Here is a 16,699-nt window from a genome sequence, read left to right as displayed (position 1 = left end):
GAGCGCGCGCTCAGATGTCCTTGTTCAAACAGCTGTTGATCGCTATCTGTCTGTTCCTGGTGGTTGCCTTCAGCGGCAGCTTCATGGTCAGCCTGGAAAGCTCGCGGACCCAGTACGTCAATCAATTGCGCTCGCACGCGCAGGATGCGGCCACGGCGCTGGCCTTGTCGCTGACGCCGAATATCGACGACCCGGCAATGGTCGAGCTGATGGTCAGCTCGATCTTCGACAGCGGCTACTACGCAAGCATCCGCGTGGTCGACGTGAAGAACGACAGCACCATCGTCGAACGCACCGGCATTCCGGACGCCGGCAACGTACCGCAGTGGTTCATCAAGCTCATTGGCCTGGAGCCGGCCGGTGGCGATGCGCTCGTCAGTCGGGGCTGGGAGCAGGCGGCACGGGTCGAAGTGGTCAGCCACCCTATGTTCGCCCTCGCCAAGCTGTGGCAGAGCGCGCTGGGCAGCCTGGGTTGGCTGTTGCTGTGCGGCGCTGTGAGCGCGGTGTTGGGGGCCTTGCTGCTGCGCCGTCAGCTCAAGCCGCTGGATTACATGGTGCACCAGTCCCATGCCATCGCCCGTCGGGAGTTCCTCAGCTTGCCGGAGCTGCCGCGTACCCCTGAGCTGCGCCGGGTGGTGCAGGCGATGAACCAGATGGTCGAAAAGCTCAAGGCGCTGTTCCAGGAGCAGGCCGAGCGCAGCGAGAAGCTGCGGGTCGAGTCCTATCAGGACAACCTCACGGGCCTGGCCAACCGACGTTACTTCGAAATGCAGCTGCATGCCCGGGTGAGCAATCCCGAGCAGGCCAGTTCCGGTTATCTGCTGTTGTTGCGGGTCAGGGACCTGGCCGGGTTGAACCAGCGGCTGGGCGGGCAGCGCACCGATCAGTTGCTCAAGGCCGTGGGCGAGCAATTGCTGCGTGAGTGCGCGCGTTATCCGGAAACCCATAACCTGGTGACGCGCATCCGCGGCGGAGAGTTCGCCGTGTTGGCGCCCGGGCTGGTGCGCGAGGAAGCCTTGCAACTGGCGCAGAATCTCGAAGGCGCGTTGTCGAGCCTGCACGCCACCGGCGCGACGGACGTCGCATCGGTGGCCTCCATCGGGCTGGCGCCGTTCGTCCACGGCGACTCGCCGCAAGCGGTGCTCCAGCTCGGCGACCAGGCGCTGGCCCAGGCCGAAACCCAGGGTGAACCGGGCTGGGCCTGCCTGGATCACAGCGCGTCGGCCAGCGTTGGCGATGATCACCATGCCTGGCACAACCTGCTTGACCAGGCGTTGAGCAATCAGCGTTTCGAGCTGTATTTCCAGCCGGTGGTGGCCGCCCAGGACACCCAGGTGGTGCTGCATTACAAAGTGCTTTCGCGGCTGCTCGACGATCAGGGCCAGAGCATCCCCGCCGGGCGTTTCCTGCCATGGCTGGAGCGCTTCGGCTGGACTGCGCGCCTGGACCGCCTGATGCTCGAACAGGTGCTCAAGCAAATGGCCGGGCACGAGCAATCCCTGGCGCTCAACCTGTCCTCTGCCACGCTGGCCGACCCGCAGGCTTTGAACAAGGTCTTTGAAATCCTGCGGGCTCACGGCAATCTCGGGGCGCGCCTGACCCTGGAGATCGGTGAGGAGCAATTACCTGAGCAAGCGGTGCTGGAGCAGTTGACCCGGCAGTTGCGCGAGCTCGGTTTCTCCCTGAGCCTGCAGCGTTTCGGCGGACGGTTCAGCATGATCGGCAACTTGTCGCGGCTGGGGCTGGCGTATCTGAAAATCGACGGCAGTTATATTCGCGCCATCGACCAGGAGAGCGACAAGCGCCTGTTCATCGAAGCCATCCAGCGCGCCGCCCACAGCATCGACCTGCCGCTGATTGCCGAGCGGGTTGAGACGGAAGGCGAACTGGCGGTGATTCGCGAGATGGGGTTGTTTGGGGTGCAAGGGCAGTTGGTGGGCGAGCCTAAGCGTTGGGGATGAGTGCTGCGTTGTCTGTCAGTGAGCCTTCGCGAGCAGGCTCGCTCCCACATGGTTTTTTGTTGGGCTGAAGTTTGAAATCTACCCCCATCCACTGTAGGAGCGAGCCTGCTCGCGATGGCGCCAGCCCAGACACCGCACAACCCGTGGCGAGGGAGCTTGCTCCCTCGCCACGGTCAGCGGTGAATCAGATCAACCCCTTCTCATCGTCATCGATCAACCGACTCAACCCGCCCAGCGCTTCCCGTGCCTGGTTGCGGTCCATCAGCTTGGCCTGGGCCGCTGGCGGCAGGTCGGTGACGCGGATGACGCCTTTGCTGGTGAGTACCTGAATCAGGTCGTCGAGTACCCGGATCATCTCCAGGTCGCTCTGCTTGAGTTGCTTGAGGCTGTTCTCTACCGCCTGGTTGGCGAACCAGTCCTGGATCTCATGGTTGTCGGCCGGCAAGGTCTCGGTGGCCTCGGCATAAGCGGCGGCTTCGACGCGCACCAGCAGGCCTTGCGCATCGCGTTGCACATAAAACATCGGGCATCCCTCATGTATGAAGCGGCGTCATGCTGGGCAGCATAGGCCAACTGTGGGGATTATGAACACTTATCCTGTGGCGAGGGAGCAAGCTCCCTCGCCACAGAGTCTGTGTCAGGTTCAGCTGTTGTTGTGATCGATCTTGATGGTCGGGTCACTGCCAGCGATGAGCGAGTTCAGGTTGATGTTCGACCAGTTGTTGCCTTCCAGCTTGATCGTCACGTCCGGCGTCGCCGCAGTGTTGGCCGCGTTGAATTGACCGGTGGTGCTGACTTGCAGAGAAGACACGCCATCGACCGTGCTGATCTTCAGGAAGTGGTCGATGGTGCTGCCGGTTTCGCCCTGCAACAGGTCTCGCAGGTCGATCCGGTCACCTTCGGCGGCCTTGAAGTCCTTGATCACGTCAGTGCCGGTGTCGCCGGATTTCCAGACGAAGGTATCGCCGCCCAGGCCACCGATGAGCGTGTCGTTGCCCTTGCCGCCGATCAGGATGTCGCTGCCGCTGCCACCGAGCAGGATGTCATTGCCCTTGCCGCCGTCGAGCAAATCGTTGCCGCCTTGGCCGAAGAGGATGTCGTTGCCGGCGCCGCCCAGCAGAGTGTCATTGCCATCATGGGCACCGGACACATCGAACGCGGTGTAGTGCTCGGTGATGTACTGGTGCACGTTCGAAGTGCTGACCTTGCTGACGTCCACGCCGCTTTGTTGGGCCACGAACGACTGGATGGCCTGGTAACCCTCGCCGGCGATGCCGTTGAAGCTCACCAGGTCGCCGAACAGGATGTCGTTGCCGTCGCCGCCATTGACCGTGTCGGCACCTGGCAACGTCGCTTCGGTGTGGCCGATGATCGAGTTGGCCAGGTCCTTGGGGTCGATGTTGGTTTGCGGCTTGCCATCGGAGTCGTACGGCTTGAGGTCGTCCAGGGTGACGCCGTTGTTCAGGCCGATGGCTTCAACGTTGCTCAAGCCTTTGAGCAGGGTGAAGCTGGCCGCTGAGCCGGCTGCTGCCGAGGAGTCGCCCCACCCGCCGCCGTCCAGGTTGGAGAACTCGAACGTGCCGTTGCCCTCGGCACGCACCGTGCCGACGTAACTGTCATTCCAGTTGTTCTTGCCGCTCTTGGTCGACAGGTACATGTCGCCATTTTCTTCGATGGTGAATTTGTGTGTGCTGTCGATCGTCTGGGTGTAGTACTTGCCAACGGTATAGTTGGACGCACTCAGCACGTCGTCGAGCTTGACGGTGCCGTACAGCGTCGGGTTCGTCTGTTCGCCGGACTGGTAGCGCGTTGGCTCACCGTCGGTGATGAAGTACGTCAGGTTCTTCGCGCCGGTATTACTCAGGGCCTGGGTGCTGTTGAAGAAGTTCGCGGTGGTCTTGAACACGTCTTCATAGTTGGTATTGCCGCCGGACACCATCGAGTCGAGCACGCTCTTGAGCAGTGTCAGCGCGTTCGGGTCGTTGAGGTTGACCGCAACGTTCTTGTTTACCTGGTTATCGAAGTCCGCCAGGAAGATGTTCACCGTCCCGGAGTTGCTGCCCAGGCTCTGCTTGAGCGTGTTGAACACCTGGGTCAGCGAGTTCTTGGCGGCTGTGACGGACGACGAACTCATGCTGCCGGAGCTGTCGACCATGAACGCGATGTTGTAGTTGACGCCCGGTACCACGGTCAGGCCGCCGATGTCGGCGACCACGATGTCGTTGCCGTCGGTACCGGTGACATTGTCGCTGCCGGAGGTGGCGGTGACAGCGTTATAGGTCGCCGGGTAAACGGTGACCGGGATCTGCGCGGTCGTCACTGCCGACCCGCCGAGGGATTCGGTGGAGGTCGACGTTACGGTCAGGTTGATCTGGCCGCTGAAGTAGGTCGGTGGCGTCAGGTTGAGGCTACCCAGGTTCCAGCCGGTGAGCGAAGCTTCGCCGTTGGCGCCCACGGTTGCGGTGTGTCCCGCGCCATCGCTCAGCACACTGCCTTCCGGCATGCCGCCGATTTTCACGCTCAGGCTTTCGGAGCCATCGGTGTCGGTCAGGGCGGTGGTGATCTTCGACAGCTTCACGCTGCCGCCTTCAGCACCTTCGTTGAGCTTGTAGCCGTCGTAGTAGCCTTCGCCATTGGTGCCGTGCAGGTCGGAAACGGAAACCCCGGCACTCACCAAGTCAGCCACGCCGGTATACAGCGGTACGCCTGCGCTGCTCAGGTCCACCGGCGTGCTGCCGTTGACCGACAGGTTCACGTCATAACTGCCTGGGCCGGTCTGGTTGTGGTGGTAGATATCCAGGGTGTAATAGCCGCTGGTGGTCGGCGTGAACGAACCGTTCAACTGGCCGCCCGCACCCCAAGTGATGGCCGCGGCGGTCTTGCCGCCGATGGTCACCAGCAAACTGTCGTCGCCGGTGCCGCTGAAGGTGTAGGTCTTGCCGGCTTCCAGGAAGATCAGGCCCGAGGTCTTCGACGCGGTGCCCGGATTGACGTTGCCGTCGTTCTGAACGTTGCTCACATTGGTGCTGCTGTTCGGCGTGCCGGCGGCGTCGATCACCGACTTGAGCGTGCCGGACGGCGCGCCATTGCCGTCGGTGCCCAGGCCCGACAGGCCGGTCCAGACTTCCTTGATCAGGCCGGTAGAGGTCACGTTGTTGCCGGCGACGTTGAGGGTCGGCGCATCGGCGGTTGGCGTGATGTCGATCTTCACGGTGCCGGTGTTCCCCAGAGTCTGGCCGTCGGTTGGCTGGAACTTGATCTGCGCGTAGTCAGCCTGCTTGTTGCCCACGCCGCTGCCGCCGTAGCCATCGGCCCCGGATTCGTTGGCATCGGGTGTGAAGCGCAGCTTGCCGGCGTCGATGTCGGCCTTGGTGAAGGTCTGGTTGTTGGTCACGTCCTTCCAGGTTGCGCCGTCCAGGTACTGCAACTTGCCGTCACCCGGCAGCCCGGTGATTTTCACACCCTGGCTGGTGGCGGCGCTGTCCACGTCGCTGATGCCGAACGTCGACCAGCCGAGGACCAGTGAAGTGTCTTCGGTACCGGTCACCGCGCCACCGGTGGCTACGGGTGCGTCGTTGACTCCGACCACGTTCACGGTGGTGGTGGCGGTGTTGGAGTAGCTCGTGCCGTCGGTCACTGTCACGGTGATGACGCGCGGTACGGTGCTCGGATCTTCGCTGTTGTTGATGAAGCTGATGTTCTTGATCTGCTGCATGTAGTCGGCCAACGTCGCATTGCCCGTCAGCGTCAGGACGATTTTGCCGTCGGTGCTATTGGCGTTGATGCTGATGCCGTTGACGCTATTGCCCAGGTTCAGATGATCGCCAGGCTGACGGTTGGTCAGCACGATGGTGGCGCCGGTCAGCTGGGTGCTGTCCGGGTCGGTGATTTTCAGGTCAGTGTCGCCGATCGATACGCCTGGGCCCGCGGTGCCTTCGGTGAAGGTCACCTGGTAATCGGCGCCGGTCTTGCCGCTGGAATTGTTGGCATCCAGATCGAGTACCGGCGCCGCATCGTTGTCGATGATCGAAGTGCTGACGCTGCCATTGGTGCCGCTGACCGCCAGGTTCTCGAAGTTGCCACCGGTGGCCGAGTCGATCTTGACCACGAAGTTTTCAGTGCCTTCGGTGATCTTGTCGTCCAGGGTCGCCACGTTGAAGCTGGCGCTGGTGGCGTTGGCCGGGATCTTCACGGTGTAGACACCGGTGAAGTCCGAGCCATCGGCGGCGGTACCGCTGTAGACGATCTTGACCGTTACCTCGGTTTGCGCCGGGTTCGTCAGGTTGACCGTGTAAGTGGCGGCCTGGCCTTCGGTGACCGAACTGCTGCCGGTGATGCTGACGGTGGTGTTGTCAGGCGTGTCGGTCACGGCGGTCACGGCTGGCGTGGTGCTCGGCACCAGGTGCTCGAAGTTACCCCCGGTGGCCGTCTTGATCGTTGCTTCGACATTGCCGGCGTCTTTGTAGACATCATCTTTCGGCGCATCGACGGTCACGGTACCGGTCTTGGCACCGGCGGCGATGTTGATCACCGCGCCGTTGCTCAGGGTCACGGTCACTGGCGAGCCAGCGGCGTTGGTGAGGGTCGCGGTATAGGTGATCTGGCCGCCCTCGGCGACCGAGTTGGTGGCGCTCAGGCTCAGGCCGGTGGTGTCCTGGACATCGGTGACGGTGGTGCCGGCAGGCTTGCCGTCGATTTCCAGGTTTTCGTAATTGCCGCCCTTGGCGTCGTCGATCTTGACGCTCAGGTTGCTGCCGCCCGCCAACGCATCGTTAGGCGCGGTGAAGTTCACCGAGCCGGAGCTTGCGCCGACTGGGATGGTGATGCTTTGACCGTTGCTCAAGGTCACTACGAGCGGAGCGCCGGTGACTGGAGCGTTCACCGAAGCGGTGTAGACCACGGTGCCGCCTTCGCCAACAGTCGAAGTCGCGGTGAGCGAAACGGTGCTGGTGTTCAGAGTATCGGTGACGTCGGTCACGGCTGGCGTGGTGCTCGGCACCAGGTTTTCGAAGTTGCCACCGACAGCCTTGTCGATGCTGACTTCAACCTTGCCGGCGTCCTTGTAGACGTCGTCTTTCGGCGCGTCGACGGTCACGGTGCCGGTCTTGGCGCCGGCAGCGATGTTGATCACCGCGCCGTTGCTCAGGGTCACGGTCACTGGCGAACCAGCGGCGTTGGTGAGGGTCGCCGTATAGGTGATCTGGCCGCCCTCGACGACCGAGTTGGTGGCGCTCAGGCTCAGGCCGGTGGTGTCCTGGACATCGGTGACGGTGGTGCCGGCAGGCTTGCCGTCGATTTCCAGATTTTCGTAGTTGCCACCTTTCGCGTCGTCGATCTTGACGCTCAGGTTGCTACCACCCGCCAATGCATCATTAGGTGCGGTGAAGTTCACCGAGCCAGAGCTTGCGCCGACCGGGATGGTGATGCTTTGACCATTCGACAGCGTAACGACCAGCGGAGCGCCGGTGACTGGAGCGTTTACCGAAGCGGTATATACCACTACGCCGCCTTCGCCCACGGAAGGTGACGCGGTCAAGCTGACAGTCGAAGCGTCTAGCGTATCGGTGACATCGGTTACAACTGGTGCAGTGTTAGGCACCAGGTTTTCGAAGTTGCCGCCGGTAGCTTTATCGATACTGACTTCAACTTTGCCGGCGTCTTTGTAGACGTCATCTTTCGGCGCGTCGACGGTCACGGTGCCAGTGGTTGCGCCGGCAGCGATGTTGATCACTGCGCCGTTGCTCAGGGTGATGGTGACAGGCGAACCGGCAGCATTGGTCAGGGTCGCGGTGTAAACAATCGAACCACCCTCGGCGACGGTGTCGGTTGCAGACAGCGTCAGACCGGTAGTGTCTTGGGTATCAGTTACTGCGGTATCCGCAGGCTTGCCGTCGATTTCGAGGTTTTCGTAGTTGCCGCCCTTGGCGTCGTCGATCTTGACGCTCAGGTTGCTACCGCCAGCCAACGCATCGTTTGGTGCGGTGAAATTCACCGAACCGGAGCTTGCGCCGACCGGGATAGTGATGCTTTGGCCATTCGACAGCGTGACGACCAACGGAGCGCCGGTGACTGGAGCGTTTACGGATGCTGTGTAAACCACAGTGCCGCCTTCGCCCACGGAAGGGGAAGCGGTCAAGCTGACAGTCGAAGCGTCGAGCGTATCGGTCACGTCCGTCACGACTGGCGCAGTGTTAGGCACCAGGTTTTCAAAGTTGCCGCCAACTGCCGTGTCGATGCTGACTTCAACCTTGCCAGCGTCTTTGTAGACGTCATCTTTCGGTGCGTCGACAGTTACGGTGCCAGTGGTGGCGCCGGCGGCGATGTTGATCACCGCGCCGTTGCTCAAAGTGATGGTGACAGGCGAGCCGGCCGCATTGGTCAAGGTCGCGGTGTAAACAATCGAACCGCCCTCGGCGACGGTGTCGGTCGCGGACAGGGTCAGGCCCGTGGCATCAGTCGAATCGGTGACTGCGGTATCCGCAGGCTTGCCGTCGATTTCCAGGTTTTCGTAGTTGCCGCCTTTCGCGTCGTCGATCTTGACGCTGAGGTTGCTACCGCCCGCCAATGCATCATTAGGTGCGGTGAAGTTCACTGAGCCAGAGCTGGAACCCACGGGGATAGTAATGGACTGGCCGTTGCTCAAGGTCACTACGAGCGGAGCGCCGGTGACTGGAGCGTTCACCGAAGCGGTGTAAACCACGGTGCCGCCTTCGCCAACAGTCGAAGTCGCGGTGAGCGAAACGGTACTGGTATCGAGGGTGTCGGTCACATCGGTGACGGCTGGTGCAGTGTTCGGCACCAGAGTTTCGAAGTTGCCACCGGTAGCTTTATCGATGCTGACTTCAACTTTGCCAGCGTCTTTGTAGACATCATCTTTCGGTGCGTCGACAGTTACGGTCCCAGTGGTAGCACCAGCCGCGATGTTGATCACCGCGCCATTGCTCAAAGTGATGGTGACAGGCGAGCCGGCCGCATTGGACAAGGTCGCGGTGTAAACAATCGAGCCGCCTTCAGCAACGGTGTCGGTCGCGGACAGGGTCAGGCCCGTGGCATCAGTCGAATCGGTGACTGCGGTGTCCGCAGGCTTGCCGTCGATTTCCAGGTTTTCGTAGTTGCCGCCTTTCGCGTCGTCGATCTTGACGCTGAGGTTGCTGCCGCCCGCGAGGGCGTCGTTAGGCGCGGTGAAGTTCACCGAGCCGGAGCTCGAACCGACGGGGATGGTGATGGACTGGCCGTTGCTCAAGGTCACTACGAGCGGAGCACCGGTGACCGGAGCGTTCACCGAAGCGGTGTAAACCACAGTGCCGCCTTCGCTCACGGAAGGTGAGGCCGTCAGGCTGACAGTCGAGGTGTCGAGCGTGTCGGTGACGTCGGTCACGGCAGGTGCAGTGTTAGGCACCAGGTTTTCGAAGTTGCCACCGGTAGCTTTATCGATGCTGACTTCGACCTTGCCGGCGTCCTTGTAGACGTCATCTTTCGGCGCGTCGACAGTTACGGTCCCAGTGGTAGCGCCGGCAGCGATATTAATCACGGCGCCATTGCTCAGGGTGATGGTCACCGGCGAGCCGGCAGCGTTAGTCAGGGTCGCGGTGTAAACAATCGAGCCGCCTTCGGCAACGGTGTCGGTCGCGGAAAGGGTCAGGCCCGTGGCATCAGTCGAATCGGTGACCGCGGTATCCGCAGGCTTGCCGTCGATTTCCAGGTTTTCGTAGTTGCCACCTTTCGCGTCGTCGATCTTGACGCTGAGGTTGCTGCCGCCCGCCAACGCATCGTTAGGCGCGGTGAAGTTCACCGAGCCAGAGCTTGCGCCGACCGGGATGGTGATGCTTTGACCATTCGACAGCGTAACGACCAGCGGAGCGCCGGTGACTGGAGCGTTTACCGAAGCGGTATACACCACTACGCCGCCTTCGCCCACGGAAGGTGACGCGGTCAAGCTGACAGTCGAGGTGTCGAGCGTGTCGGTGACGTCGGTCACGACTGGTGCAGTGTTAGGCACCAGGTTTTCGAAGTTGCCACCGGTGGCTTTATCGATGCTGACTTCGACCTTACCGGCGTCCTTGTAGACGTCGTCTTTTGGCGCGTCGACGGTCACGGTGCCAGTGGTCGCGCCAGCGGCGATGTTGATCACCGCGCCGTTGCTCAGGGTGATGGCGACAGGCGAGCCCGCTGCGTTGCTCAGGGTCGCGGTGTAAACAATCGAACCGCCTTCAGCTACGGTGTCGGTCGCGGAAAGGGTCAGGCCCGTGGCATCAGTCGAATCGGTGACCGCGGTATCCGCAGGCTTGCCGTCGATTTCCAGGTTTTCGTAGTTGCCACCTTTCGCGTCGTCGATCTTGACGCTCAGGTTGCTGCCACCCGCCAACGCATCATTAGGTGCGGTGAAGTTCACCGAGCCAGAGCTTGCGCCGACTGGAATGCTGATGGACTGGCCGTTGCTCAAGTTCACCACGAGCGGGGCGCCGGTGACTGGAGCGTTCACCGAAGCGGTGTAAACCACGGTGCCGCCTTCGCCCACGGAAGGGGAAGCGGTCAAGCTGACAGTCGAAGCGTCGAGCGTGTCGGTGACGTCGGTCACCGCTGGTGCAGTGTTAGGCACCAGGTTTTCAAAGTCGCCGCCAACGGCCTTGTCGATGCTGACTTCAACTTTGCCGGCGTCTTTGTAGACGTCGTCTTTCGGTGCATCGACGGTCACGGTGCCGGTCTTGGCGCCAGCGGCGATGTTGATCACGGCACCGTTGCTCAGGGTGATGGTGACAGGCGAGCCGGCAGCGTTAGTCAGGGTCGCGGTGTAAACGATGGAACCGCCTTCAGCGACAGTATCAGTCGCGGACAGAGTCAGACCGGTAGTGTCTTGAACGTCCGTAACGGTCGTATCCGCAGGCTTACCGTCGACTTCCAGGTTTTCATAGTTGCCGCCTTTGGCGTCGTCGATCTTGACGCTGAGGTTGCTACCGCCCGCCAATGCATCATTAGGCGCGGTGAAGTTCACTGAGCCGGAGCTCGAACCAACTGGGATGGTGATGGACTGGCCGTTGCTCAGGGTGACGACCAACGGAGCGCCGGTGACTGGAGCGTTTACGGATGCTGTGTAAACCACAGTGCCGCCTTCGCCAACAGTCGAAGTTGCGCTGAGCGACACAGTGCTAGTGTCAAGGGTGTCGGTCACATCGGTGACGGCTGGTGCAGTGTTAGGCACCAGATTTTCGAAGTTGCCACCGACAGCTTTATCGATGCTGACTTCAACTTTGCCGGTGTCTTTGTAGACGTCATCTTTTGGCGCGTCGACGGTCACGGTGCCAGTGGTGGCGCCGGCAGCGATGTTGATCACTGCGCCGTTGCTCAGGGTGATGGTGACAGGCGAACCGGCAGCATTGGTCAGGGTCGCGGTGTAAACAATCGAGCCGCCTTCAGCTACGGTGTCGGTCGCGGAAAGGGTCAGGCCCGTGGCATCAGTCGAATCGGTGACTGCGGTGTCCGCAGGCTTGCCGTCGATTTCCAGGTTTTCGTAGTTGCCGCCTTTCGCGTCGTCGATCTTGACGCTGAGGTTGCTACCGCCCGCCAACGCATCGTTTGGTGCGGTGAAATTCACCGAACCGGAGCTTGCGCCGACCGGGATAGTGATGCTTTGGCCATTCGACAGCGTGACGACCAACGGAGCGCCGGTGACTGGAGCGTTTACGGATGCTGTGTAAACCACAGTGCCGCCTTCGCCCACGGAAGAGGGCGCCGTCAGGCTGACAGTCGAAGTGTCGAGCGTATCGGTGACGTCGGTCACGGCTGGCGTGGTGCTTGGCACCAGGTTTTCGAAGTTGCCACCGACAGCTTTATCGATGCTGACTTCAACTTTGCCGGCGTCTTTGTAGACGTCGTCCTTTGGCGCGTCGACGGTCACGGTGCCGGTCTTGGCGCCGGCGGCGATGTTGATCACCGCGCCGTTGCTCAGGGTAATGGTGACAGGCGAGCCGGCCGCATTGGACAGGGTCGCGGTGTAAACGATGGAACCACCTTCAGCGATAGTATCAGTCGCGGACAGGGTCAGACCGGTAGTGTCTTGGGCATCAGTTACTGCGGTATCCGCAGGCTTGCCGTCGATTTCCAGATTTTCGTAGTTGCCACCTTTGGCGTCGTCGATCTTGACGCTCAGGTTGCTACCGCCCGCCAACGCATCGTTAGGTGCGGTGAAATTCACCGAGCCGGAGCTCGAACCAACCGGAATGGTGATGGACTGGCCGTTGCTCAAGGTCACTACGAGCGGAGCGCTGGTGACTGGAGCGTTCACCGAAGCGGTGTAAACCACAGTGCCGCCTTCGCCCACGGAAGGGGAAGCCGTCAGGCTGACAGTCGAGGTGTCGAGCGTGTCGGTGACGTCGGTCACGGCAGGTGCAGTGTTCGGGACCAGGTTCTCAAAGTTACCGCCAACGGCCTTGTCGATGCTGACTTCGACTTTGCCGGCGTCTTTGTAGACGTCATCTTTCGGTGCATCGACGGTCACGGTACCGGTCTTGGCGCCGGCGGCGATGTTGATCACCGCGCCGTTGCTCAGGGTGATGGTGACAGGCGAGCCGGCCGCATTGGTCAAGGTCGCGGTGTAAACAATCGAGCCGCCTTCAGCAACGGTGTCGGTTGCGGAAAGCGTCAGGCCCGTAGCATCAGTCGAATCGGTGACTGCGGTGTCCGCAGGCTTGCCGTCGATTTCGAGGTTTTCGTAGTTGCCGCCTTTCGCGTCGTCGATCTTGACGCTGAGGTTGCTACCGCCCGCCAACGCATCGTTTGGTGCGGTGAAATTCACCGAACCGGAGCTTGCGCCGACTGGGATGGTGATGCTTTGGCCGTTCGACAGGGTGACGACCAGCGGAGCGCCGGTGACCGGAGCATTCACCGAAGCGGTGTAAACCACAACGCCGCCTTCGCCAACCGTCGAAGTCGCGGTGAGCGAAACGGTGCTGGTATCGAGGGTATCGGTCACGTCGGTGACGACTGGTGCAGTGTTAGGCACCAGGTTTTCGAAGTTGCCACCGACAGCCTTATCGATGCTGACTTCAACTTTGCCGGTGTCTTTGTAGACGTCATCTTTCGGTGCGTCGACAGTTACGGTGCCAGTGGTGGCGCCAGCGGCGATGTTGATGACCGCGCCGTTGCTCAAAGTGATGGTGACAGGCGAGCCGGCAGCGTTAGTCAGGGTCGCGGTGTAAACAATCGAGCCGCCTTCAGCTACGGTGTCGGTCGCGGAAAGGGTCAGGCCCGTGGCATCAGTCGAATCGGTGACCGCGGTATCCGCAGGCTTGCCGTCGATTTCCAGGTTTTCGTAGTTGCCACCTTTCGCGTCGTCGATCTTGACGCTGAGGTTGCTACCGCCCGCCAACGCATCGTTTGGTGCGGTGAAATTCACCGAACCGGAGCTTGCGCCGACCGGGATAGTGATGCTTTGGCCATTCGACAGCGTGACGACCAGCGGAGCACCGGTGACTGGAGCGTTTACCGAAGCGGTGTAAACCACAGTGCCGCCTTCGCTCACGGAAGGTGAAGCCGTCAGGCTGACGGTCGAGGTGTCGAGCGTGTCGGTGACGTCGGTCACGACTGGTGCAGTGTTAGGCACCAGGTTTTCGAAGTTGCCGCCAACTGCCGTGTCGATGCTGACTTCAACCTTGCCAGCGTCTTTGTAGACGTCATCTTTCGGTGCGTCGACAGTTACGGTGCCAGTGGTGGCGCCGGCGGCGATGTTGATCACCGCGCCGTTGCTCAGGGTGATGGTGACAGGCGAGCCCGCTGCGTTGGTCAGGGTCGCGGTGTAAACGATGGAGCCGCCTTCAGCAACGGTGTCGGTCGCGGACAGGGTCAAGCCCGTGGCATCAGTCGAATCGGTGACTGCGGTGTCCGCAGGCTTGCCGTCAATTTCCAGGTTTTCGTAGTTGCCGCCTTTCGCGTCGTCGATCTTGACGCTCAGGTTGCTGCCACCCGCCAACGCATCGTTGGGCGCGGTGAGGTTCACTGAGCCGGAGCTGGAACCCACGGGGATAGTAATGGATTGGCCGTTGCTCAAGTTGACTACGAGCGGAGCGCCGGTGACTGGAGCATTCACCGAAGCGGTGTAAACCACAGTGCCGCCTTCGCCAACCGTCGAAGTCGCAGTGAGCGAAACGGTGCTGGTGTCGAGGGTGTCGGTCACATCGGTGACGACTGGTGCAGTGTTAGGCACCAGATTCTCAAAGTTACCGCCAACTGCCGTGTCGATGCTGACTTCAACCTTGCCGGCATCCTTGTAGACATCGTCTTTCGGCGCGTCGACAGTGACGGTGCCAGTGGTAGCGCCGGCGGCGATATTGATCACGGCGCCGTTGCTCAAGGTAATGGTGACAGGCGAGCCCGCTGCGTTGGTCAGGGTCGCGGTGTAAACAATCGAGCCGCCTTCGGCAACGGTGTCAGTCGCGGAAAGGGTCAAGCCGGTAGCATCAGTCGAATCAGTAATCGTAGTAACCGCAGGCGTAGTGCTCGGCACCAGATTCTCGAAGTTGCCGCCGGTTGCGCCGGTAATCGTAGTGCTGACAGTGCTGCCATTGTTGTAGACGTCGTTGGCCGGGGTATCGACAGCCACGGTACCGGTGGTCTGGCCGGCGGCGATAGTGATCACCGAGCCATTGCTCAACGTCACGGTCACCGGCGTCTGGGCAGGATTGGTCAGCGTCGCGGTGTAAGTGATCTGACCGCCTTCGGTGATGGTTTCGCTGGCGCTGAGCGTCAGGCCAGTCGTATCAGCCGAATCAGTGACCGTAGTAACCGCAGGCGTCGTGCTCGGCACCAGGTTTTCGAAGTTGCCGCCGGTTGCGCCGGTGATCGTGGTGCTGACGGTACTGCCGTTGTTGTAGACGTCGTTGGCCGGGGTATCCACGGCAACGGTGCCGGTGGTCTGGCCAGCGGCAATGGTAATGACCGAGCCATTGCTCAACGTCACGGTCACCGGCGTCTGGGCCGGATTGGTCAACGTGGCGGTGTAGGTGATCTGGCCACCTTCGGTGATGGTTTCGCTGGCGCTGAGCGTCAGGCCAGTCGTATCAGCCGAGTCAGAGATCGTGGTGACCGCAGGCGTAGGGCTGGGCACCAGGTTCTCGAAGTTACCGCCGGTTGCGCCAGTAATCGTAGTACTGACAGTGCTGCCATTGTTGTAGACGTCGTTAGCCGAAGTATTTACCGCCACGGTACCGGTGGTTTGTCCGGCGGCGATGGTAATGACCGAGCCATTGCTCAACGTCACGGTCACCGGCGTCTGGGCCGGATTGGTCAACGTGGCGGTGTAAGTGATCTGGCCGCCTTCGGTGATGGTTTCGCTGGCGGTCAAAGTCAGGCCAGTGGCGTCAGCCGAATCAGTGATCGTAGTAACCGCAGGCGTAGTGCTCGGCACCAGATTTTCGAAGTTACCGCCAGTAGCGCCGGTAATCGTAGTGCTGACGGTGCTGCCGTTGTTATAGGCGTCGTTAGCCGGAGTATCGACAGCCACGGTACCGGTGGTCTGGCCAGCGGCAATCGTGATGACCGAGCCATTGCTCAATGTCACGGTTACCGGCGTCTGGGCCGGGTTGGTCAGCGTCGCGGTGTAGGTGATCAGGCCGCCTTCGGTGACAGTATTGCCGGCGCTCAGGGTGACGGTGGTGGTGTCGACGGTGTCGGTGATCTGCGTCAAGGCTGGCGTGGTCGGCAGGGTCACGGCGATGCCGGTGCCGCCAGTGGTGCCGGTGACGGTCACGCTGACTTGGCTGGGGTCGTTGTAGACCGTGTCGTTCGGTGCCAGGGGCACGTTGACGCTACCGGTCAGCTGCCCGGCCGGGATCACGATCACCGCGCCGTTGGACAGGGTTACGGTCAGGTTGGTTTGCGGCGCCTGGGTCACGGTCGCGGTGTAGACCAGCACGCCCCCGGCCTCTGTCAGGGTCGGGGTGGCGCTCAAGGTCATCGTCGCATTGAGCACGGCGTTGGCGGTGGTATCGGCGTTGTCGTCACCACCCAGTATGTTGTCATCGGCTGCCGCGGCCGCAGCGAGACCTTCGGTCGGGAAGCCGATGGTGGGGTCGACGCTGCCGGCCGTGGCATCCAGCACGACGAAGCTATGACCGCCGCCCACGGCTCCGCCTGTACCGGCAGCGGTGGCGCCGGCCGCGGTGGCTTCCAGGGCGGTGGTCGGGTCGACACCGGCGGCGATGGCTTGCTGCAGCTCTTCTACTGAGGGCGCGGCTTGGGCAGTGGCCTGTTCGAGGTCGGTGGAAGAGTCCGGCGCGCTGGCGCTCCACTGGGTATCGCGGCCCAGGTCGAGCGTGCGGCCGTCAGCCAGTTCCAACGTGACGGCGCCGGCAGGGCCGGTGTCCAACTGGTCGCCTACGTTAAGGCGATCGCCTTCAATGAGTACGCGCCGAATGCCCTCGGGGGAAACGACGAAAACCTGACCAACAATGCTTTTGACAACGGCAATAACACTGCTCATTGAAGACTCTCCGGGTACCACGTTCAGTAGACTTCCATGGACCCGACAGCCTCGTTGGCCATAGCGGTCTGGACGTTCATGCGCACAAAGGGATAATGTTTTGACGCTGGAAATATGACGATATTTTGACAGCTAGTTCGGCTTATTTTGTTTCTGCCAAACTATTGACCTTATGCTGGCCATCCTAAACAATCGCCCCTGTAATGTCACATTGATATTTAAGCGGCGACCTGTTCTTTCGGTGCGTGTTCCTGCCCCTGTTCTG

Annotated in this window: 3 protein-coding genes; 1 reads left to right on the top strand and 2 read right to left on the bottom strand. The window is 61.4% G+C overall.

Annotated elements, in window-relative coordinates; translation table 11 throughout:
• Nucleotides 1–14 precede the first annotated feature (14 nt).
• Nucleotides 15–1,961 (top strand): cyclic di-GMP receptor LapD, encoded by a 1,947-nt coding sequence (lapD, locus tag J3P96_RS26905; protein ID WP_434654239.1) that lies wholly within the window; start codon nucleotides 15–17, stop codon nucleotides 1,959–1,961.
• A 184-nt stretch (nucleotides 1,962–2,145) separates the two neighbouring features.
• On the opposite strand, the gene J3P96_RS26900 is transcribed toward lapD, so the two are convergent.
• Both J3P96_RS26900 and J3P96_RS26895 read right to left on the bottom strand, forming a co-directional pair.
• Nucleotides 2,146–2,484: a tryptophan synthase subunit beta gene (locus J3P96_RS26900; protein ID WP_305497599.1), complete on the bottom strand. Its 339-nt coding sequence runs from the start codon at nucleotides 2,482–2,484 to the stop codon at nucleotides 2,146–2,148.
• Nucleotides 2,485–2,604: 120 nt separating this feature from the next.
• Nucleotides 2,605–16,434, bottom strand: a complete 13,830-nt coding sequence (locus tag J3P96_RS26895; RefSeq protein ID WP_434654236.1) for a retention module-containing protein — start codon at nucleotides 16,432–16,434, stop codon at nucleotides 2,605–2,607.
• Between the last annotated feature and the right edge of the window lie 265 nt (nucleotides 16,435–16,699).

The sequence above is a fragment of the Pseudomonas sp. R3-56 genome (assembly GCF_051132075.1).
Taxonomy (GTDB): domain Bacteria; phylum Pseudomonadota; class Gammaproteobacteria; order Pseudomonadales; family Pseudomonadaceae; genus Aquipseudomonas.
The sequence above is the reverse complement of the archived record's forward strand: the minus strand, read 5'-3'. Positions and strand labels throughout refer to the sequence as shown.

What these genes read in the sequence shown, in the direction of transcription:
- J3P96_RS26900 (WP_305497599.1), bottom strand. Translation starts at nt 2,484, where the DNA reads ATGTTTTATGTGCAACGCGATGCGCAAGGCCTGCTGGTGCGCGTCGAA.
- lapD (WP_434654239.1), top strand. Translation starts at nt 15, where the DNA reads ATGTCCTTGTTCAAACAGCTGTTGATCGCTATCTGTCTGTTCCTGGTG.
- J3P96_RS26895 (WP_434654236.1), bottom strand. Translation starts at nt 16,434, where the DNA reads ATGAGCAGTGTTATTGCCGTTGTCAAAAGCATTGTTGGTCAGGTTTTC.